The organism is Marimonas lutisalis (assembly GCF_005434965.1).
In the GTDB taxonomy this organism is placed as follows: Bacteria; Pseudomonadota; Alphaproteobacteria; order Rhodobacterales; family Rhodobacteraceae; genus Marimonas_A; species Marimonas_A lutisalis.
In genome coordinates, this window is sequence record NZ_SKCI01000003.1 from 69,236 (window position 1) to 92,132 (window position 22,897).

Consider the following 22,897-nt stretch of genomic DNA (forward strand, 5'->3'; position numbering starts at 1 on the left):
TCTTTCGTTCAAATCACGTCGATCTTGCCGCTTGTTGCCTCCAGCACCGCGCGCTCGCCCGCCTGAACCACATCCGCGATCTCGCGGCTCTGGTCCGCGCTCAGGTATCCTTCTTCCGGCGCCGCCTCGATCAGCGCAAGCGCCCTCTCGCGCGCCGTCTCAAACGCCGTGCGCCGGCCGCTCGCCTCGTAATCGTCACGCCCCTGCCGCAGGAAGACGCCCGGCACGTGCTGCTCGCGGCAACGCGCCAGCGTGTGACGACTGTCCAGGAAATGCCCGCCCACGCGGATCCCCATCACCTCGTCCCAGTTCATCGCGGCCTCGGTAATTTCCGGCGGTTCCAGTGACTTGCGGATCATCCCGCCCAATTCGTCATCCAGCACCGCCTGCACCGGCGAAAATACCGTCGCCGTCTCGAGCTGACCGACGCCGCCCATGATATCCGCCCCGGCCAGCGCAACCGCCTGCCCCAGCATCGCGCGCTCGGCCATCGACTGGTGATCGGCATCCGGCGTGTCCGAGCCCATGCCGTAAGTATGCGCCAGCAGGCCAAAGCCTTCTTTCATCAGCTGGATCGCCATCCCCGCCATCTGCACGCTTTCCGGGCAGGATTGCAGCGCCGATCCCGTCGCCATGTCCAGCGTAAACATCAGCGGCGTCGCGATAACCGGCGTGCCCGGGGCCAGGACATGGCCCAGCACCACCATCGACACGATCTCCGCCGCCGCCATCAGCACCATGCCCGCACTGGTCAGCGGCGCCGTCCCCCCGGCCGAGGGCAGTGAACAGGCATGCAGCGGTATGCCATACCGTCCGGCCTGGATGATGCACTCGGTGTCCATGTACTTGAATTCGAGCGGCGAAAACGAACAGGTGATGCAGCTGGCCAGCGGCCTTGCGCGCAGCACATCCTCGCCCCCCGCTGCAATCGCCGCGATCCGCATCAGGTATTCGACATTTTCCTTGCCATAGGGCTGGATCCAGTTGTGCTTGGTCGTGCGCTGAACCATCTCGGCCAAGGAATGGATATCGGCACAGACCTCCGGCACCCCGTGCACGAACGGATGCGCCACGAACCCCACCTGGTCCAGGCCCTCGGCCACCGCGGCGATCTCGCGCGCGGCCCGCAGATCGGTGTTGCGATAGGACGCGTCGCGCGGATCGACATATCCATGCGCCCCCGTCCCCGTCCGCATGATGAACGCGCCGTCGGCGCGTGGCAGCGCGATATCGCGCGCCGGCCCCTTGCCGCAAAGCCGGGCTTGCTTCGGCGTTTCCCGCAGCGCCTCCTCCACCAGCTCCTTCGGCAGGCGCAACCGGTCGGCCGCGTTTCCGGGCCTGGCCCCGGCCCGGCGCAGCGCCTCGGCCGCCTGCGGGTGGATCACCACCACGCCATAGTCTTCCAGCAATGCCAGCACCCGGTTGCGCAGATCGGACACCTGCCCCCCGATCAGGTAACGCGCGCCGATGCGCCCCGCATGCTCCGACTGGCGGAACGCGTTCGCCTTTACCGGGGCGGCCCGCTCGGCCTTGCGCCCACGTCGTTTGGGTTTTCGCTCGTCCATGACATCCTCCATTGCGAAAATCAGAGAATGGCACACACCGTTTAAAGCGATTTTCGAAAACCCGGAACTCCACCGGGCTTTCGAAAAACGCCCGCAACGTCCGAACGTTGCCCGGCGGCGTGTCCGGCCGCCTGTTGGCGGCGGCGCACGGCGCCTTGGCTCACTGCGGGCCCACTTGAGCAGGCAAACGCTAATCCCGCCCGGTGCAACCGGTCAAGCCCGATCCCCCGCTTCATCTGACCGGAAATACCTCGGGGGTGTGGGGGCAGCGCTCCCACCAACAGCCGATGTTAGCGCAACCTCACACAAGTTATCGCTAACAAAAGAAAAATCCACGCCTTCGCCTCTTTCCGCCCGGGGCCAACCCGCATAAGGAAACGCCAAATCCAACGCAGTCCAAAGGAGCCAAGACCATGACCATCAAAGTCGGGATCAACGGGTTCGGCCGCATCGGCCGGTGCACGCTCAGCCATATCGCCGCCTCCGGCCGCGACGACATCGAGGTGATTAAGGTCAACGCCACCGGCCCGCTCGAGACCGCCGCGCACCTGATCAAGTATGACAGCGTGCATGGCCGCTTCCCCGGCCCGGTCACCATCGGCGACGGCACCATGAATCTCGGTCGCGGCGACATGCAGATGTTTTCCACCTACGATCTGGATGAACTCGACTGGTCCGGCTGCGACGTGGTGATGGAATGCACCGGCAAGTTCAACGACGGCACCAAGGCCGACGTGCATATCCGCAACGGCGCGAAAAAGGTGCTGCTCTCGGCGCCGGGCAAGAACGTCGATAAGACCATCGTCTTCGGCGTCAACGACGATCAGCTGACTGCGGCCGACAAGATGATCTCGAACGGCTCCTGCACCACCAACTGCCTCGCGCCGGTGGCCAAGGTGTTGAACGATGCGGTTGGCATCAAACAGGGCATCATGACTACGATCCACGCCTACACCGGCGACCAGCCCACGCTCGACCGCCGGCACAAGGATCTTTACCGCGCCCGTGCCGCGGCGATGTCGATGATCCCCACCTCGACCGGCGCCGCCAAGGCCCTGGGCGAGGTGCTGCCCGAACTCGCCGGCAAGCTCGACGGCTCGGCCATCCGTGTGCCCACGCCGAATGTCTCTGCTGTCGACCTGACCTTCACCGCCGACAAGGACGTGACCGAGGCCGACATCAACGCGATCATGGAAGAAGCTGCCAATGGCCCGATGAAGGGCGTGCTGGGCTACGCGCCAGAACCGCTGGTCTCGATCGATTTCAACCATTCCGAGGAAAGCTCGATTTTCGCACCCGCACAGACCAAGGTGATCGGCAAGCGCCTGGTGCGCGTGCTGGCCTGGTATGACAACGAATGGGGCTTTTCCTGCCGCATGGCCGACGTCGCCGTCGCCATGGGCCGTCTCTGATCAGACCGCGCGGCTTGATCCAACCGGCCGCGTGGGGCATACCCGCGGGGCCGGTTTTCGTTTCTCAGGGCAAAGTATGACCAATCAGATCGCCATCTGGCTCGGCCTTATCATCGTCGCCCTGCTCTGCCTCGATTGGTATTTCTTCGATTGGTCCGGCCTGGTTTTCCTGCTGCGCAAGGGGGTGGAACTGATCGAGTGGCTCGCCTTCTGGCGCTGAGACGCCCAGACAGCGCCTCTACCGGCCCAGCTTCGCCAACAGCTTGTCATTCACCGCCGGCGGGACGAACTTGCTCACATCTCCACCCAGCCGGGCGATTTCCTTGACCAGCTTGCTGGCGATCGCCTGGCGCCGCGCGTCGGCCATCAGGAACACGGTTTCCACGCTGTCATCCAGCGCCCGGTTCATGCCCACCATCTGGAATTCATACTCGAAATCCGCCACCGCGCGCAGGCCGCGCACGATCACCTGCGCGCCCACGTCATGGGCGCAATCAATCAGCAGGTTTTCGAACGGGTGCGCCACGATCTCGGTCCCGGTCTCGCGGCTCAGCCCGGCACATTCGTTTTCGATCATCGCGACCCGCTCCTCAAGGCTGAACAGCGGTCCCTTGTCGCGGTTGATCGCCACCCCGATCACCAGCTTGTCCACCAGCGCCGTGGCCCGCTTGATGATATCCAGGTGTCCATAGGTGATCGGGTCGAAAGTGCCCGGGTAAAGGCCGATGCGCATGAAAGCCTCCCCTGCTGCGGTTGCGCAATAATCTTGCGCTGCAATGCAGTATCATGATCCGGAATGCAAGAAAGATTGGCTGACAGCGGGGCTCAATGCCCCATGATCATGCCTTCCAGCGCGTCTTTCTCCATCGCCAGCTCTTCCAGCCGCGCCTTGACCACGTCTCCGATGGTCACGATCCCCACCAACTCGTCGCCCTCGACCACGGGCATGTGGCGGAACCGTCCGTTGGTCATCCGCTCCAGCACCTGGTCGGCGGTTTCCGATTTCGAGCAGCTCACCGGGTTGCGGGTCATCATCTGGTCCACGGTCTCGCTCAGGCAGACCGCACCGCGCAGCGCCAGGCTGCGCACGATGTCGCGCTCCGAGATGATGCCCTCGACCTTCTTGCCGTCCTTAGACACGATCAAACCACCGATCCGCCGCTCGGCCAGGATCTGCGCCGCGTCGGCCACCGAGGTGCCGGGCTCCACCGTGATCACCGCGTGATCGCCCTTCGACTTCAAGATCTGATGCACCAGCATGGCCTATCCCTCCGTTATCGCGCCGCTTTTCCACAGCGTCGCCGGGATGCGACATTCTGTCAAGTCAGCCGTTCCAGCCGCGCCACTTCACGCCGCACCCCCTCACTCAGCAAGGCGGCAAAGCGGTTGAGCCGCTCGACGCGCCGGTCATCCTCGTGCCGGATCAGGTAGAAACTGCGCGTCAGGCTTACCTCGCGGGTCAAGACCTTGCGGATTCCACTGGCCGAGGGCAGCGCAAAATCATGCACCACACCCAGACCCCCGCCCTGCCGGATCCAGTTGAACTGAACGCTGACCGAGTTGCTGGCCAGCGCCACCCGCTCGATGCCCAACTCGCCTAGGTAGTCCAGTTCGGCGTCGAAGATCATGTCGGGGATATAGCCGATCATCCGATGGCCCTTCAGGTCGGCCAGCCGGTTCACCGGCCCGTGCCGGCGCAGATACATGTCGGATGCCGCCAGGTGCAGCCGGTAATCCGTCAGCTTCGACACCAGAAGCCGCCCGGCGCTTGGCGGGCTCACACCGATCGCCATGTCGGCCTCGCGCTTGGACAGGTTGAACACCCGCGGCAGCGCCACGATCTGCACCTCCAGGTCCGGATTGTCCTCGACGATCTGGGCGCAGACCTGCGGCAGCAGGAAATTCGCCGCCCCGTCCGGCGCGCCCAGCCTGATCTGCCCCGACAGCGCGCTGCCCTGCCCGGCCATGTCGTCCACGGCCTCTGCCATGGCCTGTTCGGCCCGCAACACATGCGCCAGCAGGCGCTGGCCTTCGCCGGTCAGGGCATAGCCCTGCGGAGACTTGGTGAACAGAACCACATCCATGTCCCGCTCAAGCCGGCCAATCCGCCGTCCCACCGTGGCCGCGTCCAGCCGCAGCACCCGCCCCGCGCGCGACAGGCTTTCGCCCCGCGCCACGGCCAGGAAGCATTTCAGATCATCCCAATGCGGTTCCATGCCCGGCCACTTTTGCATTTTTGCAAAATCAACTTTGTCAACTTGCCTCTTTTCCATCCATTTTCGCAAGCCTATCATTTCGCGCGATACCGGATTTGGAGGGAGGACCCCATGGAAAAGCATACCCATTACATCAACGGCGAACACGTCGCCGGCACGTCGGGGCGCGAAAGCGATGTCTACAACCCCGCCACCGGCGAAGTGATCGGCAAGGTGGCGCTCGCCTCGACCGCCGAGGTCGAAAAGGCGGTCGAAATCGCCGCACAGGCGCAACCCGCATGGGCCGCGGTGAACCCGCAGCGCCGCGCCCGCGTGCTGATGAAATTCGTCGACCTGCTCAACCGCGACATGGATAAGCTGGCCGAAGCGCTTTCGCGCGAACACGGCAAGACCGTCCCCGACGCCAAGGGCGACATCCACCGCGGCCTCGAAGTGGTCGAATACTGCATCGGCGCGCCGCAGATGCTGAAAGGCGAATACACCGATGGCGCCGGCCCCGGCATCGACATCTACTCGATGCGCCAGCCGCTGGGCGTCACCGCCGGCATCACGCCCTTCAACTTCCCCGCGATGATCCCGATGTGGATGTTCGCCCCGGCGCTGGCCTGCGGCAACGCCTTCATCCTGAAACCGTCCGAGCGTGACCCCTCGGTGCCGCTGATGCTGGCCGAACTGATGGAAGAGGCCGGCCTGCCCAAGGGCCTGCTTCAGGTCGTCAACGGCGACAAGGAAGCGGTGGACGCCCTTCTGCACAACCCGACGGTGCAGTCGATCGGCTTTGTCGGCTCGACCCCCATCGCCGAATACATCTACGCCACCGGCTGCGCCAACGGCAAACGCGTGCAATGCTTCGGCGGCGCCAAGAACCACATGATCATCATGCCCGATGCCGACATGGACCAGGCCGCCGACGCGCTCGTTGGTGCAGGCTATGGTGCAGCCGGCGAACGCTGCATGGCGATCTCGGTCGCCGTGCCGGTGGGCGATGAAACCGCCGATCGCCTGATCGAGAAACTGGTGCCCCGCATCGAAAAGCTCAAAGTCGGCCCCTACACCGACGGCGACGATGTCGATTACGGCCCGGTCGTGACCGCTGCCGCCAAGGCCAATATCGAACGCCTGGTGCAATCGGGCGTGGATCAGGGTGCCAAACTGGTGGTCGATGGCCGCGGCTTCTCACTCCAGGGCTATGAAAACGGCTTCTTCGTCGGCCCGCACCTCTTCGACAACGTCACCAAGGACATGGACATCTACAAGACCGAGATCTTCGGCCCGGTCCTGTCGACCGTGCGCGCGCAAAGCTACGAAGAGGCGCTCAGCCTGGCGATGGACCACGAATACGGCAACGGTACCGCGATCTTTACCCGTGATGGCGATACCGCCCGTGATTTCGCCAACCGCATCAATATCGGCATGGTCGGTATCAACGTGCCGATTCCGGTGCCGCTGGCCTATCACACCTTCGGCGGCTGGAAGAAATCGGTCTTCGGCGACCTCAACCAGCACGGGCCGGACGCGTTCAAGTTCTACACGCGCACGAAAACGGTCACCTCGCGCTGGCCGTCGGGCCTCAAGGAAGGCGGCGAGTTCCACTTCAAACCGATGGACTAAGCCACGGATTAACAAAACAAAAAGCCCCGGTCAAACGACCGGGGCTTTTTCAGTTAAAGCGAGCGTGAACGCCCTACCAGGACAGTGTCTGCATGCCTTCCCGAAACAGCCAGCTTTCCACCAGCGGCCAGTTCCCCATCTCAACACCTTCGATATAGTCGTCCTGGGTCAGACCGGCGGCAGCGGAACAGGCCTGGCACATGATGACGATTCCACCATCGGCCATGAACGCCTTGAGCATGTCCTGAATACTGGCGCCTTTCTCCTTCATCAGGCCATGCACGTGGCTCGGGCGCTTCTTGTCGGCCAGATAGACCGCCCGCACATTCATCCAGATCGCCGTGGGATGGCCGTTCTTCAATGATTTCTCATGCGCAAACATGATCGCCTTGGCCGCGGCCCAGGTATCATCTGTCGTCAGGTTCACAAAAAGGCCGCGCTTGGCGTCGTCGGCCTGCGCTGCCAACGGCGTGAGAACCAGCATCAACATCACTAGAGCACGTTGCACAATCGCTTTCATTTCCGGATTCCTTTCCTTGCAGTCGCGTTTCACCGTCACCCTAGGCCCGGTCGTGCAAGCCTCACAACTCGAAACCTTACCACGCAGGAAGGTTGTGATGTCGCACCCGTGATTGAACCGCCTCGGAAACACTGCTTTTTACCGCTTGGGTTGTTTTAGTTGCCAATTTGCTCAACTTTATGTTATGGAAAATTGTATGCAACTCCATCAGAGAGCTGCAATTTGGGAAGGAAACGGAAGCATGGGTGTGTCCTACAACATTCGCGACAGCGGACGTATCGTCTATGCGACGTACACAGGCACCATCGACCTTACCCAGATCACCGCGATGTGGCAGGATTACATGAACGATCCGGCCTTTCAGATGGATCGCCCGCACCTCGTCGATCTTGCCCAGGTCACCGAAACCGAGGTCGGCTTCAGCGAGGTGTTCTCGCTCTTCTCCATGTTCATGCGCCATTACGAGCAGGCCGGCCTGCGCCTCTACATCGCCATCAACGCCCCGCGAGAGCTCACCTTCGGCCTGGCCCGGATCTTCCAGAACCTCGCCGAAAGCTCAGACGTCGTAGAGACCGCGATTTTCGATGATCTGGACAGCGCCCGCCAATGGGCGCTTGCAAAGACTGAGGAAAGCCCAGCCCCCTGACCTGGTCCATGCAGGCGGCTCATGCTTGCACCGTCCCCGCAATCCTGCTCAAACTTCCCTGAACGACCAAGCAGCCAGGGGAGTGTCGCAAGAATGGCCAGCACCGAACCCGCATTCAGTCTCGGCATCGAGGAAGAATACCTGCTCGTTGATCGTGACAGCCTCGATCTGTCCCCTGCGCCGCAGGCATTGATGGAGCGATGCTCCGCCGAGCTCGAAGGTCAATTCAGCCCCGAATTCCTCGAATGCCAGGTCGAGATCGGCACCAAGGTCTGCCGCGACATCAACGAGGCCCGCGAAGACCTCAAGCGCCTGCGCAGCACCGTCGCGCGCGTCGCCGGCGAATTTAACCTCGCCCCCATCGCCGCGTCCTGCCATCCGTTTTCCGACTGGCGCGATCAGCACCACACCCGGAAAGACCGCTACGACAGCCTGCGCGATGATCTGGCGGGCGTCGTGCGCCGCCTGCTGATCTGCGGCAACCATGTCCATATCGGCATCGACGACCACGACCGCCGCATCGACCTGATGAACCAGCTCAAGTACTTCCTGCCGCACCTCCTGGCGCTCAGCTGCTCCTCGCCCTTCTGGCAAGGTGAAGATACCGGGCTAAGCTGTTATCGTTTAACGGTTTTCGATAACCTGCCGCGCACTGGCCCCCCCCCCAAACTCGAAGGCTGGGGCGAATTCGAACGCTCGGTCGCCGCGCTTGTCGATCTGGGCCTTATCGAAGACGCCACCAAGATCTGGTGGGACCTGCGCCCGTCGCACAAGTTCCCTACCATCGAGTCGCGCATCTGCGATGTCTCGCCCCGAATGGAAACCGCGTTGACGCTTGCCGCGCTCACGCAAAGCCTGACCCGCATGCTGTGGCGGCTCAGCCAGAAGAACCAGCGCTGGCGCATCTACGACAACTTCCTGATCTCCGAAAACCGCTGGCGCGCGCAACGCTACGGCATCAACCAAGGCCTGATCGATTTCGGCGCCAAGACCATCCTGCCCTTTGCCAACGCCATCGAGGAAATCATCGAACTCGTCGCCGAAGACGCCGGTATCCTGGGCTGCACCCGCGAGGTCGAACATGCCCGCACCATCCTGTCCGAGGGCAATTCCGCCAACCGCCAACGCCAGGTTTTCGAAGACGCCATCGAGGCCGAATACACCCCCGATGACGCGCTGAAGGCCGTTGTGAAACACCTGATCGAGGAATTCCACGCAGACCTTTGAAGCCAAATCAGGCCGTTGTTTGCCTTCAAGTGCCTGCAACAATGCTGTAAGAATCGGGAATTAAACACTCGTTCAATTCCACCGAGGAGGAGCCGCCACATGGATTTCGCACTGAGCGAGGAACAGACCCTGATCTTCGACATGGCCAAGGGCTTTGGCGAAGAAAACATCGCCCCCTTTGCCCAGCAGTGGGAGGAACAGGGCACCATCCCCAAAGATCTCTGGCCCAAATGCGCCGAGCTGGGCTTCGGCGGGCTTTACGTCTCCGAAGAACATGGCGGCTCGGGGCTTAGCCGTCTCGATGCCACGCTGGTGTTCGAGGCGCTGGCCATGTCCTGCCCGGCCGTGGGCTCCTTCCTGTCGATCCACAACATGTGCGGCGGCATGATCGACAAGTTCGGCTCGGACGAAACTAAGGCAAAATGGCTGCCCGATCTGTGCAGCATGGAAAAGGTCTTTTCCTACTGCCTGACCGAGCCCGGCTCGGGCTCCGACGCCGCCGCGCTCAAGACCCGCGCCCAGAAGGCCAATGACGGCTATGTCCTGAACGGCACCAAGGCTTTCATCTCGGGCGGGTCCTATTCCGATGCCTATGTCACCATGGTCCGCACCGGCGAGGACGGCCCCAAGGGCATTTCCACCGTCGTGGTCGAGGACGGCACCAGCGGCCTCTCCTTCGGCGCGCTCGAGAAAAAGATGGGCTGGCTCGCCCAACCCACCGCCCAGGTGCAGTTCGACGATTGCAAGGTGCCGCTCGACAACCTGATCGGCGAAGAAGGCCGCGGGTTCTCATATGCCATGGCCGGTCTCGACGGCGGCCGCCTCAACATCGCCGCCAGCGCCCTTGGCGGCGCGCAGGCGGCGCTGGACAAGACTGTGGCCTACATGGCCGAGCGTAAGGCCTTTGGCAAACCCATCAACCAGTTCCAGGCGCTGCAATTCAAGCTGGCCGAGTTCGAGACCAGGCTGCAATCCGCCCGCACTTTCCTGCGCCAGGCGGCATGGAAGCTCGACAACGGCGCGCATGACGCCACCAAGTTCTGCGCCATGGCGAAACTCATGGTCACCGATGCCGCCTTCGACGTCGCCAATGGCTGCCTGCAGCTGCATGGCGGCTACGGCTACCTGGCCGATTACGGGATCGAGAAGATCGTGCGCGATCTGCGGGTGCACCAGATCCTCGAAGGCACGAACGAGATCATGCGCCTGATCGTTTCGCGCCAGATGATCGCAGACGCGGCATGAGCGATATTTCCGTCCGCATCCAGGGCCGCGCCGGGCGCATCACGCTTCAGCGCCCCAAGGCGCTGAACGCGGTGACCTATGACATGGTCAAGGCGATCGGCACTGCCCTCGACGACTGGCGCACCGATGAGGCGGTCGCTTTGGTCGTCATCGACGCCGAGGGGGATAAGGCGTTTTCCGCCGGCGGCGACATTGCCGATCTCTACGCCACTGGCACGGCCGGCGATTTCGGCTTCGGCCAGACCTTCTGGCGCGATGAATACCGCATGAACGCCAAGATTGCGGAATACGAAAAACCTATCGTCTCGTTCCTGCAGGGGTTTACCATGGGCGGCGGCATGGGCGTGGGCTGTCACGGCAGCCACCGCATCGTCGGCGAAACCAGCCAGATCGCCATGCCCGAGGTCGGCATCGGCCTCGTGCCCGACGTGGGCGGCTCGATGATCCTGGCCAATGCCCCGGGCCATCTCGGCGCCTATCTCGGCACCACCGGCGCCCGCATGGGCCCGGCCGATGCGATCCTCGCAGGCTTTGCCGACATGTTCATCCCACAGGCCCATTGGGCCGGTCTGATCGCCGAACTTGAAGAAACCGGCTCAACATCCTGCCTCGCAGACCGCGTTGAGACCGCGCCGCAAGGCAGAATGCAGGCCCTTCTCGCGGAAATCGACACCCATTTCGCAGCGGCGGAGCTGCCCGCCGTGCTCGCCTCGCTGCGCGGCACGGACAGCGAATTCGCCGCCGACACGCTCAAGGCGCTCGGCCGCAACTCGCCGCTATCGGTCGCTTGCACGCTGGAAATGATGCGCCGGCTCAAGGGCAACACCGATATCCGCGCGGCCCTGGCACTGGAATACCGCTATACCTTCCGCGCGATGGAGCATGGCGATTTCCTCGAGGGCATCCGCGCCGCGATCATCGACAAGGATCGCAACCCAAACTGGCGGCACTCGCTCGACGACTTGCCTGCCGGCGCGGTCCACGACATGCTCGCCCCGCTGGGCGACAACGAACTGACATTCTGAGGGAGGATCAGCCATGAAAATCGGATTCATCGGATTGGGCAACATGGGCGCGCCGATGGCCGCCAACCTGGCCAAGGCCGGGCACACCGTCACGGGCTTTGACACCGCCGCCGTCAGTGTCGACGGCGTCACCATGGCCGCCAGCGCCGCCGAGGCCGCCAAAGGCCAGGACGTGGTCATCACCATGCTGCCCAATGGCGCTATCCTGCGCGCCGTGGCCAACGAGATCATCCCGGCGATGGACGAAGGTACCGGATTTGTCGATTGTTCCACCGTCGATGTCGAATCCGCCCGCGCCGTGGCCGAACAGGCCGCCTCTGCCGGCCTTCTGCCGGTCGATGCCCCCGTCTCGGGCGGCGTCGGCGGGGCCGAGGCCGGCACGCTCACCTTCATGGCCGGCGGCAGCGCCGACGCCTTCGCCAAGGCCGAGCCGCTTTTCGAGATCATGGGGCAGAAGGCCGTGCATTGTGGCGACAGTGGCGCCGGCCAGGCCGCCAAGATCTGCAACAACATGATCCTCGGCATCACGATGATCGGCACCTGCGAGGCCTTCGCGCTCGCTGACAAGCTGGGCCTCGACCGGCAGAAAATGTTCGATGTGGTCAGCACCTCGTCGGGCTACTCCTGGTCGATGAACGCCTATTGCCCCGCCCCCGGCGTCGGCCCGAAATCGCCCGCCGACAACGATTACAAACCGGGTTTCGCCGCCGAGCTGATGCTCAAGGACCTGCGCCTCAGCCAACAGGCTGCCGAAGCCGCCGATGCCGATACGCCGCTGGGCGAGGCCGCGACCAGGCTCTATGAGCAGTTCGTCGAGAACGAAGACGGGCTGGGCCGCGATTTTTCGGCCATGCTGCCCCGCTTCGAGAAACGCCACCGCACATGAGCTGGCTTGCCCGGGCCCAGGCGCTCGACGCGCTCGAACCGCCGGCCCGGGCGGTGCTGGAAAAACTCGCACCGATGGAGCTGCCCGCAGGCGCGGTGCTCTTTCACCCCGGTGAGTCGGTCAAGGGCTACGCCATCGTGCTTTCGGGCCGGGTCGACGTGTCGCTGACCGGTGCGACGGGCCGCGAAATCCTGCTCTACTCCGTCGTTCCCGGCCAAAGCTGCATCCAGTCCACCATGGGCCTTCTGGGCGGGTCCGACTACACCGCCGAGGCCACGACCCAAACCGATACCACGCTGGTCCTGCTGCCCCGCATTGAGTTCCTGCAACTGGTCGACAGCTCGCCCGCCTTTCGCGCCATTGTCTTCCGCGCCTTTTCTGATCGCATGCAGAACATGATGCAACTTCTTGAAAAAGTTGCCTTTCAACGGGTCGAATGCCGCTTGGCCGAACACTTGCTGGCGCTCGCCGAAAGCGCCAACCCCCTGCGCATCACCCAAGCCGAACTCGCCTCCCAGGTGGGCACCGCACGCGAAGTCATCTCGCGCCGGCTCGAATCCTGGACCCGCCGCGGCTATGTCCGCACCGGGCGTGGCACTATCGAAATCCTCGATGCACAAGCCCTGCGCGAGATTGCACAACCGCAAATGTGACGCCGTCACAGACAAATGCGCATTTCCGGATTAACCTTTTCGCCAATTGGACTGAAAAGGAGACCCATCATGACCAAGAATGTCGGCGGCATCGACCGCATCCTGCGCATCGTCATCGGCGCCCTGCTGATCCTGGGCTATTTCATTGGCGGTGACGGCGCCTATAGCTGGCTCTACCTGCTGGGCATCATCCCGCTGGCAACCGGCCTCATCGGCTGGTGCCCGCCCTATGCGATCCTCGGCATCAACACCTGCAAGATGAAATGATCCTGCCGCTGGCCGGTGCCTAACCGGCCAGCGCCACCGCCTCGCGGATGTCGTCAGCGCGGGCGCGCACCATGCGGCGGCCCTCGTCGATCGCTTCGCCGGCGCGATGCAGTTCCAGCACGGTCATCCGGCTCATCAGGTTGGCCTCAAGCAGGATATGCGGCGGATCCGCGGCCTGCCGCGCCAGGCGCATGAAATCGGTCATGATGTCGATCGAGGTCGATACCACGTCGACATAGTTCGGCGGCATAGCTTCCGATTTCTTCTCGCTCAGATAAGACCGCACCGCATCCGGCAGGTATCGCGTCAGTCCCGGCTCATCCAGGAAATCCCACAATCCCCCGCTGCGCTCCTTCTCGCGCCACATGTCGTGGCCGGGCTTGGCATTCGGGTTCACCGCGATCGTCCGCTCGGCGCCCAACGCCCGGCTGGCCGAACAGGGCACCGGGTTGGTCAGCCCCCCATCCAGCAGCCACTTGCCATCCTTGCGCGCCGGGCTGAACACGCCTGGGATCGAGATCGAGCCGCGAATGGCGCGATAAAGGTCCCCCTCCTGCATCCAGATCTCGCGCCCGCTGCTCATGTCGGTGGCCACCACGATCAGCGGCCGCTCCAACGCCTCGAACGTGTCGGGCACGTCCAGATCGCGCAGGATGTCGCGCACCGCCTTGCCCTGGACCAGGCCGCCGCCCGACAGGCCCAGATCGACATAGGTCAGGAACTTCTGCAGGCTCAGCGACCGCGCCCAGTCCTCCAGCGCGTCCAACCGGTCAGCCGCCCAGGCCGCCCCCACCAGCGCCCCCATCGAACAGCCCGCCGCCAGGTCGGGCTCGATGCCCAATGCTTTCAGTTCCTGCAGCACGCCGATATGGCACCAGCCCCGGGCGCCGCCTGATCCAAGAGCGATCCCGACCCGCATCGCGTCTACTCCGCCGCCGTGCGCTTGGCGGCCTCCAGCATCGGCGCCAGGTAACGCCCGGTATGGCTGCGCTCGACCTCGGCCACCTCTTCCGGTGTGCCGGTGGCCACGATCTCGCCGCCGCCATCACCGCCTTCCGGGCCAATGTCGATGATCCAGTCGGCGGTCTTGATGACATCCAGGTTGTGCTCGATCACCACCACCGTGTTGCCCTGCTCCACCAGTTCGTGCAGCACTTCCAAGAGCTTGCGCACATCCTCGAAATGCAGCCCCGTCGTGGGCTCGTCCAGGATGTAAAGCGTCCGCCCGGTCGAGCGTTTCGCCAATTCCTTCGACAGCTTGACCCGCTGCGCCTCGCCGCCCGACAGCGTCGTCGCCTGCTGGCCCACCTTGACATAACCCAGCCCCACGCGCATCAGCGCGTCCATCTTCTCGCGGATGCTGGGCACCGCCTTGAAGAACTCCTGCGCCTCTTCCACCGTCATATCCAGAACATCGGCGATGCTCTTGCCCTTGAAGCGGATTTCCAGCGTTTCGCGGTTGTATCGCGCGCCCTTGCAGGTCTCGCACTCGACATAGACATCGGGCAGGAAGTGCATCTCGATCTTGATCACCCCGTCGCCCTGGCAAGCTTCGCAGCGCCCGCCCTTCACGTTGAAGGAAAACCGCCCCGGCTTGTAGCCGCGGGCCTTGGCCTCGGGCAGCCCGGCAAACCAGTCGCGGATCGGCGTGAACGCGCCCGTGTAGGTCGCCGGGTTGCTGCGCGGCGTCCGCCCGATGGGCCGCTGGTCGATATCGATCACCTTGTCCAGATGCTCCAGCCCCTTGATCGTCTCGCAGGGCGCGGGGGTCTGGCGCGCGCCGTTCAGCCGCATGCTCGCCGTCTTGAACAGCGTCTCGATGGTCAGGGTCGATTTGCCCCCGCCCGACACGCCCGTCACGCAGACGAACTTGCCCAACGGAAACTCGGCGGTCACGTTTTTCAGGTTGTTGCCCGTCGCCTTCACCACGCTCACCGCCTTGCCATTGCCCGCCCGCCGCTCGGTCGAAAACGGGATCGTCCGCGTGCCGGCCAGGTATTGCCCGGTGATCGAGGCCGCATCGGCGGTAACCGCCTCGGGCGTGCCGTGGCTCACCACCTGGCCGCCATGCACCCCCGCGCCGGGACCGATATCGAACACGTAATCGGCTTCGCGGATCGCTTCCTCGTCATGCTCGACCACGATCACCGTGTTGCCTTGGTCGCGCAGGTTCTTCAGCGTATCCAGCAGGCGCGAGTTGTCGCGCTGGTGCAGCCCGATCGACGGCTCGTCCAGCACGTAAAGCACACCGGTCAGCCCGCTGCCGATCTGGCTGGCCAGCCGGATCCGCTGGCTTTCCCCGCCCGACAGCGTGCCGCTCGACCGGCTCAGCGTCAGGTATTCCAGCCCAACATTGTTCAGGAATCCCAACCGCTCGCGAATTTCCTTCAGGATGGCGCGGGCAATCTCGTTCTTCTGTTTCGACAGGTGCTTCGGCGCCTCCTCGATCCAGGCATAGGCCTCGCGAATGCTCATCTGCACCACCTGCCCGATATGCAGGTCGGCAATCTTCACCGCCAGCGCCTCGTCGCGCAGGCGATAGCCGCCGCAGGCGCCGCAGGGCCGGTTGTTCTGGTAGCGCTCGAATTCCTCGCGGATCCAGCTCGAATCCGTCTCGCGGTACCGCCGCTCCATGTTGGGGATCACCCCTTCGAACACCCGCGTCACCTGGTAAACCCGCCCGCCCTCGTCATAGCGGAACTGGATTTCCTCCTCGCCTGACCCATACAGAAACACCTGTTGCACGTGCTTCGGCAGGTCCTTCCAGGCGGCATTCTTGTCAAACTCGTAATGCCGCGCCAGCGCCTCGATGGTCTGCAGGAAATAGGGGCTCTTGCCCTTGCGCCACGGCGCCAGCGCCCCGTCGCTGATCTTCAGCGTCACGTCCGGCACCACCAGCCGCTCGTCGAAAAACAGCTCCACGCCCAGCCCGTCGCATTCCGGACAGGCGCCGAAGGGCGCGTTGAACGAAAACAGCCGCGGCTCGATCTCGGGGATGGTGAACCCGCTCACCGGACAGGCGAAATTCTCGGAAAACGTCACCCGCTCGGGATCGCCCTCCTTGGGGGCGGTTTCCAGAATCGCGATTCCATCGGCCAGGTCCAGCGCCGTGCGCAGGCTGTCGGCCAGACGCGTCTCCATACCCTCGCGCACCACGATCCGGTCGACCACCACGTCGATGTCATGGCGGAACTTCTTGTCCAGCGTGGGCGGCTCGTCCAACTCGTAGAACGCGCCATCCACCTTGACCCGCTGGAAACCCTGCTTGCGCAGCTCCGCAAACTCCTTGCGGTATTCGCCCTTGCGGTCACGCACGATCGGCGCCAGCAGATAGGCCCGCGTGCCCTCCTCCATCGCCATGATCCGGTCGACCATGTCCTGCACCTGCTGCGCCTCGATCGGCAGGCCCGTGGCCGGGCTATAGGGCGTTCCGGCCCGCGCAAAGAGCAGCCGCAGGTAGTCGTAAATCTCGGTCACCGTGCCCACGGTCGAGCGCGGGTTCTTGCTCGTCGTCTTCTGCTCGATCGAAATCGCCGGGCTCAGCCCCGTGATGTGATCCACATCGGGCTTTTCCATCATGTCCAGGAATTGCCGCGCATAGGCCGACAGGCTCTCGACATAGCGCCGCTGGCCTTCGGCATAGATCGTGTCGAAGGCAAGCGACGACTTGCCCGAGCCGGAAAGCCCGGTGATAACGACAAGCTGATCGCGCGGGATATCGACGTCGATATCCTTCAGGTTATGCTCGCGCGCGCCGCGTACTTCGATATTCTTCAATTCGGCCATGACATGCCCCCGCACTCTCCCTTGCACAAATAGTCCAGCCGGGGCGCGCTTCCAACCCAAAAATGTGAACGAAGGGTGAACAGGCGGCTTTCTGACGCGACGCCCCTTAACATTCAAATTCCAGAATGTTATATCCACCCCAACGGCGCATAAACGCCACTCAGGACACCCGGAAAAGGAAACACGCGATGTTCGGATTTCTCATGGGCAATTCCATCGCCCGTATCGACCCGGCCGAAGCCGTCAAAGGCGCCAAGGATGGCACCATCACGGTGATTGACGTGCGCGAAATGAACGAGGTCGCCGCCACCGGCAAGGCCGCCGGCGCCAAGCATATCCCGATGATGCTGCTGGGCTCGAAATGCGATCCCCGCCACCCCGAGTTCGACAGGACGCTCGACCTGGAAAAAACCGTTGCCGTCTATTGCGCCACCGGCGCGCGCTCGGCCTCGGCAGGGCAGATGCTGACACGGTTCGGCTTCAAGGACGTGCGCAACCTGGGCGGCCTGCACGATTGGGTGCGCGGCGGCGGTGCCACCGAACGGGGCTAAACCCCGACTTCAACTTTCCTGGCCAAGGCCCAGGAACATATCGGAAAATCCAGATCGTTGGTCAGGTCATCACGATCTGGATCGTATTTCGGCGGCCAGTCTTCTTCCAGGTTCCGGGCCGCCGCGTGGCGATTGCCCCATTGCTCGGCGCGGATATGTTCGGGCGCGAACCCGGCCTCGACCAGCAGGTTTTTCAACCCCCGCGCCGTCCAGCGCGAACAATCCACAGGGTCCCCGTGGTAGGGAATGAAGAACGGCACCGCCAGCCAGAAAAATCCGCCCGGCCGCAGCATATCCATCACGTTGCAGGTTGCCATGAAGGGCCTGTCCAGATGTTCCCACACCTGGTTGGCCAGGATCAGATCGTACTGCCGCACCCGCCCCTTCGCATCCAGGAACGGGCCTGCGCAGATGTCATGCTTGGGATAGCGGATCCGCCGGTACGAGCGAAACTCGAACATCCGGCCCCACTTGCCTGAAATCTCGGCGGCGTCCATCTGCGCCAGCGGCAATTCGCTCAGCCAGCGGCGGCTGGTCCGCTGCATCACGATCCTGTTCAGGCTTCCACTCACACCGCCCCTTCCGGACCGGGCTCAGAAATGGATCGCCCGGTCATACGCATCCAACACGCTTTCATGCATCATCTCAGAAAGCGTCGGATGGGGAAAGACGGTGTGCATCAGCTCTTCCTCGGTGGTCTCAAGCGTGCGACCGACGACATAGCCCTGGATCATCTCGGTCACCTCGGCGCCCACCATATGCGCGCCCAGCAACTCGCCGGTTTTCGCGTCGAACACGGTTTTCACCATGCCCTCCGGCTCGCCCAGGGCAATCGCCTTGCCATTGCCGATGAACGGGAAGCGCCCCACCTTCACCTCGTATCCCGCCTCCTTGGCTTTCGCCTCGGTCAGCCCGACGCTGGCCACCTGCGGGTGGCAATAGGTGCAGCCTGCAATGCTCTCGGGGCGCACCGGGTGCACCTTCTGGCCCGCAATCATCTCGGCCACCATCACGCCTTCATGGCTCGCCTTGTGCGCCAGCCACGGCGCCCCCGCGATATCGCCGATCGCATAAAGCCCTTCGACACCGGTGCGGCAGTATTCATCCACCACCACATGCGTGCGGTCGATCTGCACACCCAGATCCTCAAGCCCCAGATTTTCGACATTGCCCACGATGCCGACGGCGGAAATCACCGTGTCATAGGTCAACGTCTCCAGCGAGCCGTTGATCTCGATCGACGCGGTCACCGTGCCGCCACCTTTGCCATCCGGATTGCGGTGCAGCGACTTGACCGCGGATTTCTCCATGATGGTCATGCCCTGCTTCTCGAACTGCTTCTTGGCAAAGGCGCTGATCTCCGCATCCTCGACCGGCAGCACCCGGTCCATCACCTCGACAACCGTCGTATCTGCCCCGAGCGTATTGTAAAAGCTGGCAAATTCGATCCCGATTGCGCCGGATCCGATGACCAGCAACTTTTTCGGCATCCGCGGCGGCACCAGCGCGTGTTTGTAGGTCCAGACCAGCTCGCCATCGGCCTCCAGCCCCGGCAATTCACGCGCCCGCGCCCCCGTGGCCAGCACGATATGCTTGGCGGTCAGTTCCTCGTGGCCCGTCTCGGTGGCGACATGAACCTTGCCTTTTCCGGCCAGCTTCGCCTCGCCCATGATCGCGGTCACCTTGTTCTTCTTCAGCAGGTGGCCCACGCCCGAATTGAGCTGCTTCGACACCGCGCGCGACCGCTTCACCACCGCGTCCAGGTCATAGTCGATGCCATCCGCCTTCAGCCCGAACTCCTTGGCCCGGTGCATCAGGTGAAACACCTCCGAGCTGCGCAACAGCGCCTTGGTCGGAATGCACCCCCAGTTCAGGCAGATGCCGCCCATGTGCTCGCGCTCGACAATGGCCACGTTCAGGCCCAGCTGCGCGCCCCTGATCGCGGCGACATAGCCACCCGGCCCGGCGCCGATCACGATCATGTCAAAGGATTTCGATGCCATGGGAGTCTCCGATTCCAAAACTAGTTTGATATTAAACTATCATCCCACCAATCACAACGCACCTTGCACGGCGGCCCTCCACTCCCTCCAGGTCCGCCTTGTCCGACGCGGCCAGATTTGGAATATTCAGGTGTTTTCAGACGCTTCCACAACGAAAAAGCGCCGCGAGACGCGGCGCTTCCGGCTTGTCCGTCGAGTTGGCGCCGGCGTCACGCGGCTTTCGCCACCTGCAAAGCCTTCACCGTGCTGCCATAGCCGCCATCGGCCACGTATTGCTTCTCCTGCGCGGTCGATGCGCGCTGAAGCGCCTCGTTGCGATAGGGGAACCGCCCGAACTGGCGGATCACCTCGCGATGCGCCTGCGCATGCAGCAGGTTGTCCGCCCCGGTCTCCGGCATCCGCTCCTTCATCAGGCGAATGCAATGTTCCTGGTCGCACAGGTTTTCCGAATGCATCAGCGGCATATAGAAGAACTGCCGGGCCGGCTCGTCGATCTTCATGTCCCAGCCCTTGTGGATCGCCGCCTTGGCCGTGGCCCGGGCAATCTTGTCGGTGGCAAAGGCCTCGGCCGATCCGCGATGCATGTTGCGCGGGAACTGGTCCAGAAGAATGATATAGGCAAGCGTGCCGCTGGGATAGGTTAGCCAGAGCGAAAACGCCCCTTCCCGCGCTTTCTGCCAGATATCGCCGAACCTCTCGCGCACCTCGGCATCCAGCGCGTCTGACGCATCATACCATCCCTTCGGCCCGACCTTGTCGAGCCAGAACTCCAAAATCTCGTTCGCGCCGTGCATCGGGTCGCCTCCTACCCTGGCAAAATGCTCCAAGCTTTCATGAAAGTGTTACACATCTTTTTCCGCGAATGAATAGTAAAGTTTTGTGTCCAAATGCGACATTTTATGACTCTGCCGCTTCGTGCTCTTCCATATCTTCCACCGCAATCTCCACCGCGACCTGCGATTGCGACATCATCACCGGCGCATAAGAGCTGGTGTCTTCCACCGCCGGCGCGGCGCGTTGTGTCATCCGCCAGGCCGCATAGCCCCCCAGCGCAAACAGCAGCACGCCCAGGAAAAAGAAGTATCCGCCCGATCCGACCAGCCCCATGATCCAGCCTGTCGCCACCGGCCCCGCGATCGCGCCCAACCCGTTGGTAAAGACCAGCCCCCCGGACACGGCGGCCATATCCTCCAGGTCGACGAAATCGTTGGTATAGGCGATCAGCAACGAATAAAGCGGGTTCGACGTGCCGCCGATCAGGAACGCCGCCACCAGCAGCGCCGGGAACGCCCCGCCAAAGGCAAGGCCCACCACGGCCCCCGCGCCCCCCAGAAGCGAAACCACCATGATCAAGAGCCGCCGGTCCATCCGGTCGGAAATCCAGCCCAGCGGATACTGGATCAGCGTCGCGCCCACGTAGAAGGCCGATACGAACATCGAGATCTGCACCAGGCTGAGCCCCGCCTCGGCGCCGTAAACCGCGCTCATCCCGAACTGCGCGGAAAACACGCTGCCCAAAAGGAACATGCCGACGATCCCCAGCGGGGAAATCGCGTATAGCTCGCGCAGGCTCATCGGCTTGGTGCTTTCAAACGCGGGCGTCGGCGCGATCGACAACAGGATCGGCGCGAACGAGATCGACACCAGCACCGAGGGGATGATGAACAGGATGAACCCCGCCGGATCGGCGACCAGCAGCAGCATCTGCGCCACGATGATCCCCACCATCTGCACGATCATGTAAAGCGACAGCGCCTTGCCGCGGGTTTCGTTGGTGGCGGCATTGTTCAGCCAGCTTTCGGCGGTCACGTAGACCCCGGAAAAGCAGAAGCCGATGACCACACGCATCAGCATCCAGAACCACGGGTTGGCCCAGGTCGCATAAAGCACCAGCACCGCCGAGATGAACGAGGCCAGCGCCGCGAACACCCGCACATGCCCCACCCGCCGGATCAGTTCCGGCGTCAGGCGCGACCCGCCCAGGAATCCGACGAAATAGGCCGACATCACGATCGACATCTCGAAGGTCGAAAAACCCTCGATATCGCCGCGCACACCCAGAAGCGTGCCCTGCAGGCCGTTGCCAACCATCAGGAGCATCATCCCCAACAGCAACGCCCAGATCGAGCCCAGAACCTGAAACATACCCATTCCCTTCGTCGTTCCCCGCCCCTTGCCAGACCGTCGCCCCGGGTTTCAGGCTTCGCAGCGACGTTTTCGTGCCGGTTTCAGTCTCCGGGCACCAAAAGCGAGGCGTCCCCATAAGAAAAGAACCGATAGCGTTCCGCAACCGCATGTTCGTAAACCCGCAGCATTCGCTCCCGCCCCATCAGCGCCGAGACGAGCATCAGCAGCGTCGATTTCGGCAGGTGGAAATTGGTCATCAGCGCGTCGGTGACGCGGAACACGAAGCCCGGATAGATGAAAATATCCGTCTCGCCTTGCCAGGGCGCGATCTGCCCTGTCTCCCGCGCCGCCGTCTCGATCAGCCTCAGCGCGGTCGTCCCCACCGGGATCACCCGCCCGCCTGCCGCCTTGGTCGCGGCGATTTCCGCCGCCGCCTCTTCGCTCACCTCGCCCCATTCGGCATGCATCCGGTGGGTGGTCACATCCTCCACCTTCACCGGCAGGAAGGTGCCTGCGCCGACATGCAGCGTCACGTGGGTGAAGTTGACACCCTTGTCGCGCAGCGCCTCCAGAAGCGGCGCGTCGAAATGCAGGCTCGCCGTCGGCGCGGCGACCGCGCCGGGATTGCGCGCCCAGACCGTCTGGTAATCGGTCTTGTCCTGCGCGTCGGCCTTGCGCTTGGCCTCGATATAGGGCGGCAGCGGCATCGCGCCCGCCTCGTTCAAAGCCGCGTCGAAATCCTCGCCCGCCAGGTTGAACTCCAGCACCGCCTGGCCTTCGGCCTTTTCCACGCACACCGCGCTCAGCCCGGCGGCAAATTCCACCACCTCGCCCTCGTTCAGCTTGCGCAACGGCTTGACCAGCGCCGCCCAGCGCCCCCCGGGTTGCGGCTCCAGCAGCGTCACCTCGATGCCCGCGCGCGTCTCCCCCGCCTCACCCTGCCGCACCCGCTGCCCGGTCAGCCGCGCCGGGATCACCCGCGTGTCATTCAGCACCAGCCGGTCGCCGGGCCGCAGCCAGCCGGGCAGATCGTAAACATGCGCATCGGTGATGCGGTCGCCCTCGGCCACCAAGAGGCGCGCAGAACTCCGCGGGCTCGCTGGCCGCGTCGCGATCAGCGCCTCGGGCAGATCGAAATCGAAATCGGAAAGCTTCAT

At 63.4% G+C, this 22,897-nt stretch carries 23 protein-coding genes; 11 read left to right on the forward strand and 12 right to left on the reverse strand.

The window, feature by feature from the left end; all coding sequences use genetic code 11:
- Positions 1-8: 8 nt before the first annotated feature.
- The gene (locus E0501_RS13485) at positions 9-1,565 is read right to left on the reverse strand and encodes a trimethylamine methyltransferase family protein (protein ID WP_161594619.1); all 1,557 of its coding nucleotides are present in this window, start codon (positions 1,563-1,565) and stop codon (positions 9-11) included.
- 413 nt (positions 1,566-1,978) lie between these two features.
- On the opposite strand from E0501_RS13485, the gene gap reads away from it, so the two are divergent.
- Positions 1,979-2,977, forward strand: a complete 999-nt coding sequence (gene gap, locus E0501_RS13490) for a type I glyceraldehyde-3-phosphate dehydrogenase (protein WP_137701917.1) — start codon at positions 1,979-1,981, stop codon at positions 2,975-2,977.
- A gap of 76 nt (positions 2,978-3,053) precedes the next feature.
- Complete coding sequence (locus tag E0501_RS21285) at positions 3,054-3,197, forward strand: hypothetical protein (protein WP_170222782.1); 144 nt, start codon at positions 3,054-3,056, stop codon at positions 3,195-3,197.
- A gap of 18 nt (positions 3,198-3,215) precedes the next feature.
- On the opposite strand, the gene coaD is transcribed toward E0501_RS21285, so the two are convergent.
- From coaD to E0501_RS13505, 3 genes are all read right to left on the reverse strand, one after another.
- Positions 3,216-3,710 (reverse strand): pantetheine-phosphate adenylyltransferase, encoded by a 495-nt coding sequence (coaD, locus tag E0501_RS13495; protein ID WP_137701918.1) that lies wholly within the window; start codon positions 3,708-3,710, stop codon positions 3,216-3,218.
- Positions 3,711-3,802: 92 nt separating this feature from the next.
- Positions 3,803-4,237, reverse strand: a complete 435-nt coding sequence (locus tag E0501_RS13500; protein WP_137701919.1) for a CBS domain-containing protein — start codon at positions 4,235-4,237, stop codon at positions 3,803-3,805.
- 59 nt (positions 4,238-4,296) lie between these two features.
- Positions 4,297-5,193: a LysR family transcriptional regulator gene (locus tag E0501_RS13505; protein WP_137701920.1), complete on the reverse strand. Its 897-nt coding sequence runs from the start codon at positions 5,191-5,193 to the stop codon at positions 4,297-4,299.
- A gap of 111 nt (positions 5,194-5,304) precedes the next feature.
- On the opposite strand from E0501_RS13505, the gene E0501_RS13510 reads away from it, so the two are divergent.
- A complete protein-coding gene (locus E0501_RS13510) occupies positions 5,305-6,804 on the forward strand; it encodes a CoA-acylating methylmalonate-semialdehyde dehydrogenase (RefSeq protein ID WP_137701921.1) in 1,500 nt (499 codons plus the stop codon).
- A gap of 73 nt (positions 6,805-6,877) precedes the next feature.
- Here the strand turns inward: E0501_RS13510 and E0501_RS13515 are convergent, their stop codons facing one another.
- Positions 6,878-7,324 (reverse strand): DsrE family protein, encoded by a 447-nt coding sequence (locus tag E0501_RS13515; protein ID WP_137701922.1) that lies wholly within the window; start codon positions 7,322-7,324, stop codon positions 6,878-6,880.
- A gap of 241 nt (positions 7,325-7,565) precedes the next feature.
- Here E0501_RS13515 and E0501_RS13520 point away from each other — a divergent pair, with 241 nt between their 5' ends.
- The 7 genes from E0501_RS13520 (at position 7,566) to E0501_RS13550 (ending at position 13,273) form a co-directional block, all read left to right on the forward strand.
- Positions 7,566-7,970, forward strand: coding sequence for a hypothetical protein (locus E0501_RS13520; RefSeq protein WP_137701923.1), 405 nt, complete (start codon positions 7,566-7,568; stop codon positions 7,968-7,970).
- Between the two features lie 93 nt (positions 7,971-8,063).
- Entirely contained in the window at positions 8,064-9,197 is a 1,134-nt protein-coding gene (locus E0501_RS13525) for a carboxylate-amine ligase (RefSeq protein WP_137701924.1), read from the forward strand.
- Between the two features lie 99 nt (positions 9,198-9,296).
- Positions 9,297-10,442, forward strand: coding sequence for an acyl-CoA dehydrogenase family protein (locus tag E0501_RS13530; protein ID WP_137701925.1), 1,146 nt, complete (start codon positions 9,297-9,299; stop codon positions 10,440-10,442).
- Positions 10,439-11,467, forward strand: coding sequence for a 3-hydroxyisobutyryl-CoA hydrolase (locus E0501_RS13535; protein WP_137701926.1), 1,029 nt, complete (start codon positions 10,439-10,441; stop codon positions 11,465-11,467). Before E0501_RS13530 ends, E0501_RS13535 begins: the two co-directional genes overlap by 4 nt.
- A gap of 13 nt (positions 11,468-11,480) precedes the next feature.
- Positions 11,481-12,353, forward strand: coding sequence for a 3-hydroxyisobutyrate dehydrogenase (gene mmsB / locus E0501_RS13540; RefSeq protein ID WP_137701927.1), 873 nt, complete (start codon positions 11,481-11,483; stop codon positions 12,351-12,353).
- Entirely contained in the window at positions 12,350-13,006 is a 657-nt protein-coding gene (locus E0501_RS13545) for a Crp/Fnr family transcriptional regulator (protein ID WP_137701928.1), read from the forward strand. The genes mmsB and E0501_RS13545 overlap by 4 nt, the downstream gene beginning before the upstream one ends.
- A gap of 66 nt (positions 13,007-13,072) precedes the next feature.
- A complete protein-coding gene (locus tag E0501_RS13550) occupies positions 13,073-13,273 on the forward strand; it encodes a YgaP family membrane protein (RefSeq protein WP_137702337.1) in 201 nt (66 codons plus the stop codon).
- A 19-nt stretch (positions 13,274-13,292) separates the two neighbouring features.
- Here the strand turns inward: E0501_RS13550 and E0501_RS13555 are convergent, their stop codons facing one another.
- Positions 13,293-14,192 carry a patatin-like phospholipase family protein gene (locus E0501_RS13555; protein WP_137701929.1) on the reverse strand — a complete coding sequence of 300 codons (900 nt, stop codon included), beginning with the start codon at positions 14,190-14,192 and terminating at the stop codon, positions 13,293-13,295.
- A gap of 5 nt (positions 14,193-14,197) precedes the next feature.
- A complete protein-coding gene (gene uvrA / locus E0501_RS13560; protein ID WP_137701930.1) occupies positions 14,198-17,059 on the reverse strand; it encodes an excinuclease ABC subunit UvrA in 2,862 nt (953 codons plus the stop codon).
- A 188-nt stretch (positions 17,060-17,247) separates the two neighbouring features.
- On the opposite strand from uvrA, the gene E0501_RS13565 reads away from it, so the two are divergent.
- Positions 17,248-17,610: a rhodanese-like domain-containing protein gene (locus tag E0501_RS13565; RefSeq protein WP_235857857.1), complete on the forward strand. Its 363-nt coding sequence runs from the start codon at positions 17,248-17,250 to the stop codon at positions 17,608-17,610.
- On the opposite strand, the gene E0501_RS13570 is transcribed toward E0501_RS13565, so the two are convergent.
- The 5 genes from E0501_RS13570 to queA form a co-directional block, all read right to left on the reverse strand.
- Positions 17,607-18,155 (reverse strand): methyltransferase domain-containing protein, encoded by a 549-nt coding sequence (locus E0501_RS13570; RefSeq protein WP_137702339.1) that lies wholly within the window; start codon positions 18,153-18,155, stop codon positions 17,607-17,609. The two genes, E0501_RS13565 and E0501_RS13570, sit on opposite strands and share 4 nt — an antisense overlap.
- Before the next feature lie 48 nt (positions 18,156-18,203).
- On the reverse strand, positions 18,204-19,613 hold the full coding sequence (gene lpdA / locus E0501_RS13575) for a dihydrolipoyl dehydrogenase (protein ID WP_137701931.1): 1,410 nt from the start codon (positions 19,611-19,613) through the stop codon (positions 18,204-18,206).
- Between the two features lie 209 nt (positions 19,614-19,822).
- Positions 19,823-20,407 carry a DUF924 family protein gene (locus tag E0501_RS13580; protein WP_137701932.1) on the reverse strand — a complete coding sequence of 195 codons (585 nt, stop codon included), beginning with the start codon at positions 20,405-20,407 and terminating at the stop codon, positions 19,823-19,825.
- Positions 20,408-20,510: 103 nt separating this feature from the next.
- Positions 20,511-21,758 (reverse strand): MFS transporter, encoded by a 1,248-nt coding sequence (locus tag E0501_RS13585; RefSeq protein WP_137701933.1) that lies wholly within the window; start codon positions 21,756-21,758, stop codon positions 20,511-20,513.
- Positions 21,759-21,841: 83 nt separating this feature from the next.
- The gene (gene queA / locus E0501_RS13590; RefSeq protein ID WP_137701934.1) at positions 21,842-22,897 is read right to left on the reverse strand and encodes a tRNA preQ1(34) S-adenosylmethionine ribosyltransferase-isomerase QueA; all 1,056 of its coding nucleotides are present in this window, start codon (positions 22,895-22,897) and stop codon (positions 21,842-21,844) included.

Bases quoted from the DNA above. Each gene is read 5' to 3' on its own strand.
- E0501_RS13485 (WP_161594619.1), bottom strand. From the start codon at position 1,565: ATGGACGAGCGAAAACCCAAACGACGTGGGCGCAAGGCCGAGCGGGCC.
- gap (WP_137701917.1), top strand. From the start codon at position 1,979: ATGACCATCAAAGTCGGGATCAACGGGTTCGGCCGCATCGGCCGGTGC.
- E0501_RS21285 (WP_170222782.1), top strand. From the start codon at position 3,054: ATGACCAATCAGATCGCCATCTGGCTCGGCCTTATCATCGTCGCCCTG.
- coaD (WP_137701918.1), bottom strand. From the start codon at position 3,710: ATGCGCATCGGCCTTTACCCGGGCACTTTCGACCCGATCACCTATGGA.
- E0501_RS13500 (WP_137701919.1), bottom strand. From the start codon at position 4,237: ATGCTGGTGCATCAGATCTTGAAGTCGAAGGGCGATCACGCGGTGATC.
- E0501_RS13505 (WP_137701920.1), bottom strand. From the start codon at position 5,193: ATGGAACCGCATTGGGATGATCTGAAATGCTTCCTGGCCGTGGCGCGG.
- E0501_RS13510 (WP_137701921.1), top strand. From the start codon at position 5,305: ATGGAAAAGCATACCCATTACATCAACGGCGAACACGTCGCCGGCACG.
- E0501_RS13515 (WP_137701922.1), bottom strand. From the start codon at position 7,324: ATGAAAGCGATTGTGCAACGTGCTCTAGTGATGTTGATGCTGGTTCTC.
- E0501_RS13520 (WP_137701923.1), top strand. From the start codon at position 7,566: ATGGGTGTGTCCTACAACATTCGCGACAGCGGACGTATCGTCTATGCG.
- E0501_RS13525 (WP_137701924.1), top strand. From the start codon at position 8,064: ATGGCCAGCACCGAACCCGCATTCAGTCTCGGCATCGAGGAAGAATAC.
- E0501_RS13530 (WP_137701925.1), top strand. From the start codon at position 9,297: ATGGATTTCGCACTGAGCGAGGAACAGACCCTGATCTTCGACATGGCC.
- E0501_RS13535 (WP_137701926.1), top strand. From the start codon at position 10,439: ATGAGCGATATTTCCGTCCGCATCCAGGGCCGCGCCGGGCGCATCACG.
- mmsB (WP_137701927.1), top strand. From the start codon at position 11,481: ATGAAAATCGGATTCATCGGATTGGGCAACATGGGCGCGCCGATGGCC.
- E0501_RS13545 (WP_137701928.1), top strand. From the start codon at position 12,350: ATGAGCTGGCTTGCCCGGGCCCAGGCGCTCGACGCGCTCGAACCGCCG.
- E0501_RS13555 (WP_137701929.1), bottom strand. From the start codon at position 14,192: ATGCGGGTCGGGATCGCTCTTGGATCAGGCGGCGCCCGGGGCTGGTGC.
- uvrA (WP_137701930.1), bottom strand. From the start codon at position 17,059: ATGGCCGAATTGAAGAATATCGAAGTACGCGGCGCGCGCGAGCATAAC.
- E0501_RS13565 (WP_235857857.1), top strand. From the start codon at position 17,248: ATGTTCGGATTTCTCATGGGCAATTCCATCGCCCGTATCGACCCGGCC.
- E0501_RS13570 (WP_137702339.1), bottom strand. From the start codon at position 18,155: ATGCAGCGGACCAGCCGCCGCTGGCTGAGCGAATTGCCGCTGGCGCAG.
- lpdA (WP_137701931.1), bottom strand. From the start codon at position 19,613: ATGGCATCGAAATCCTTTGACATGATCGTGATCGGCGCCGGGCCGGGT.
- E0501_RS13580 (WP_137701932.1), bottom strand. From the start codon at position 20,407: ATGCACGGCGCGAACGAGATTTTGGAGTTCTGGCTCGACAAGGTCGGG.
- E0501_RS13585 (WP_137701933.1), bottom strand. From the start codon at position 21,758: ATGTTTCAGGTTCTGGGCTCGATCTGGGCGTTGCTGTTGGGGATGATG.
- queA (WP_137701934.1), bottom strand. From the start codon at position 22,897: ATGAAGCTTTCCGATTTCGATTTCGATCTGCCCGAGGCGCTGATCGCG.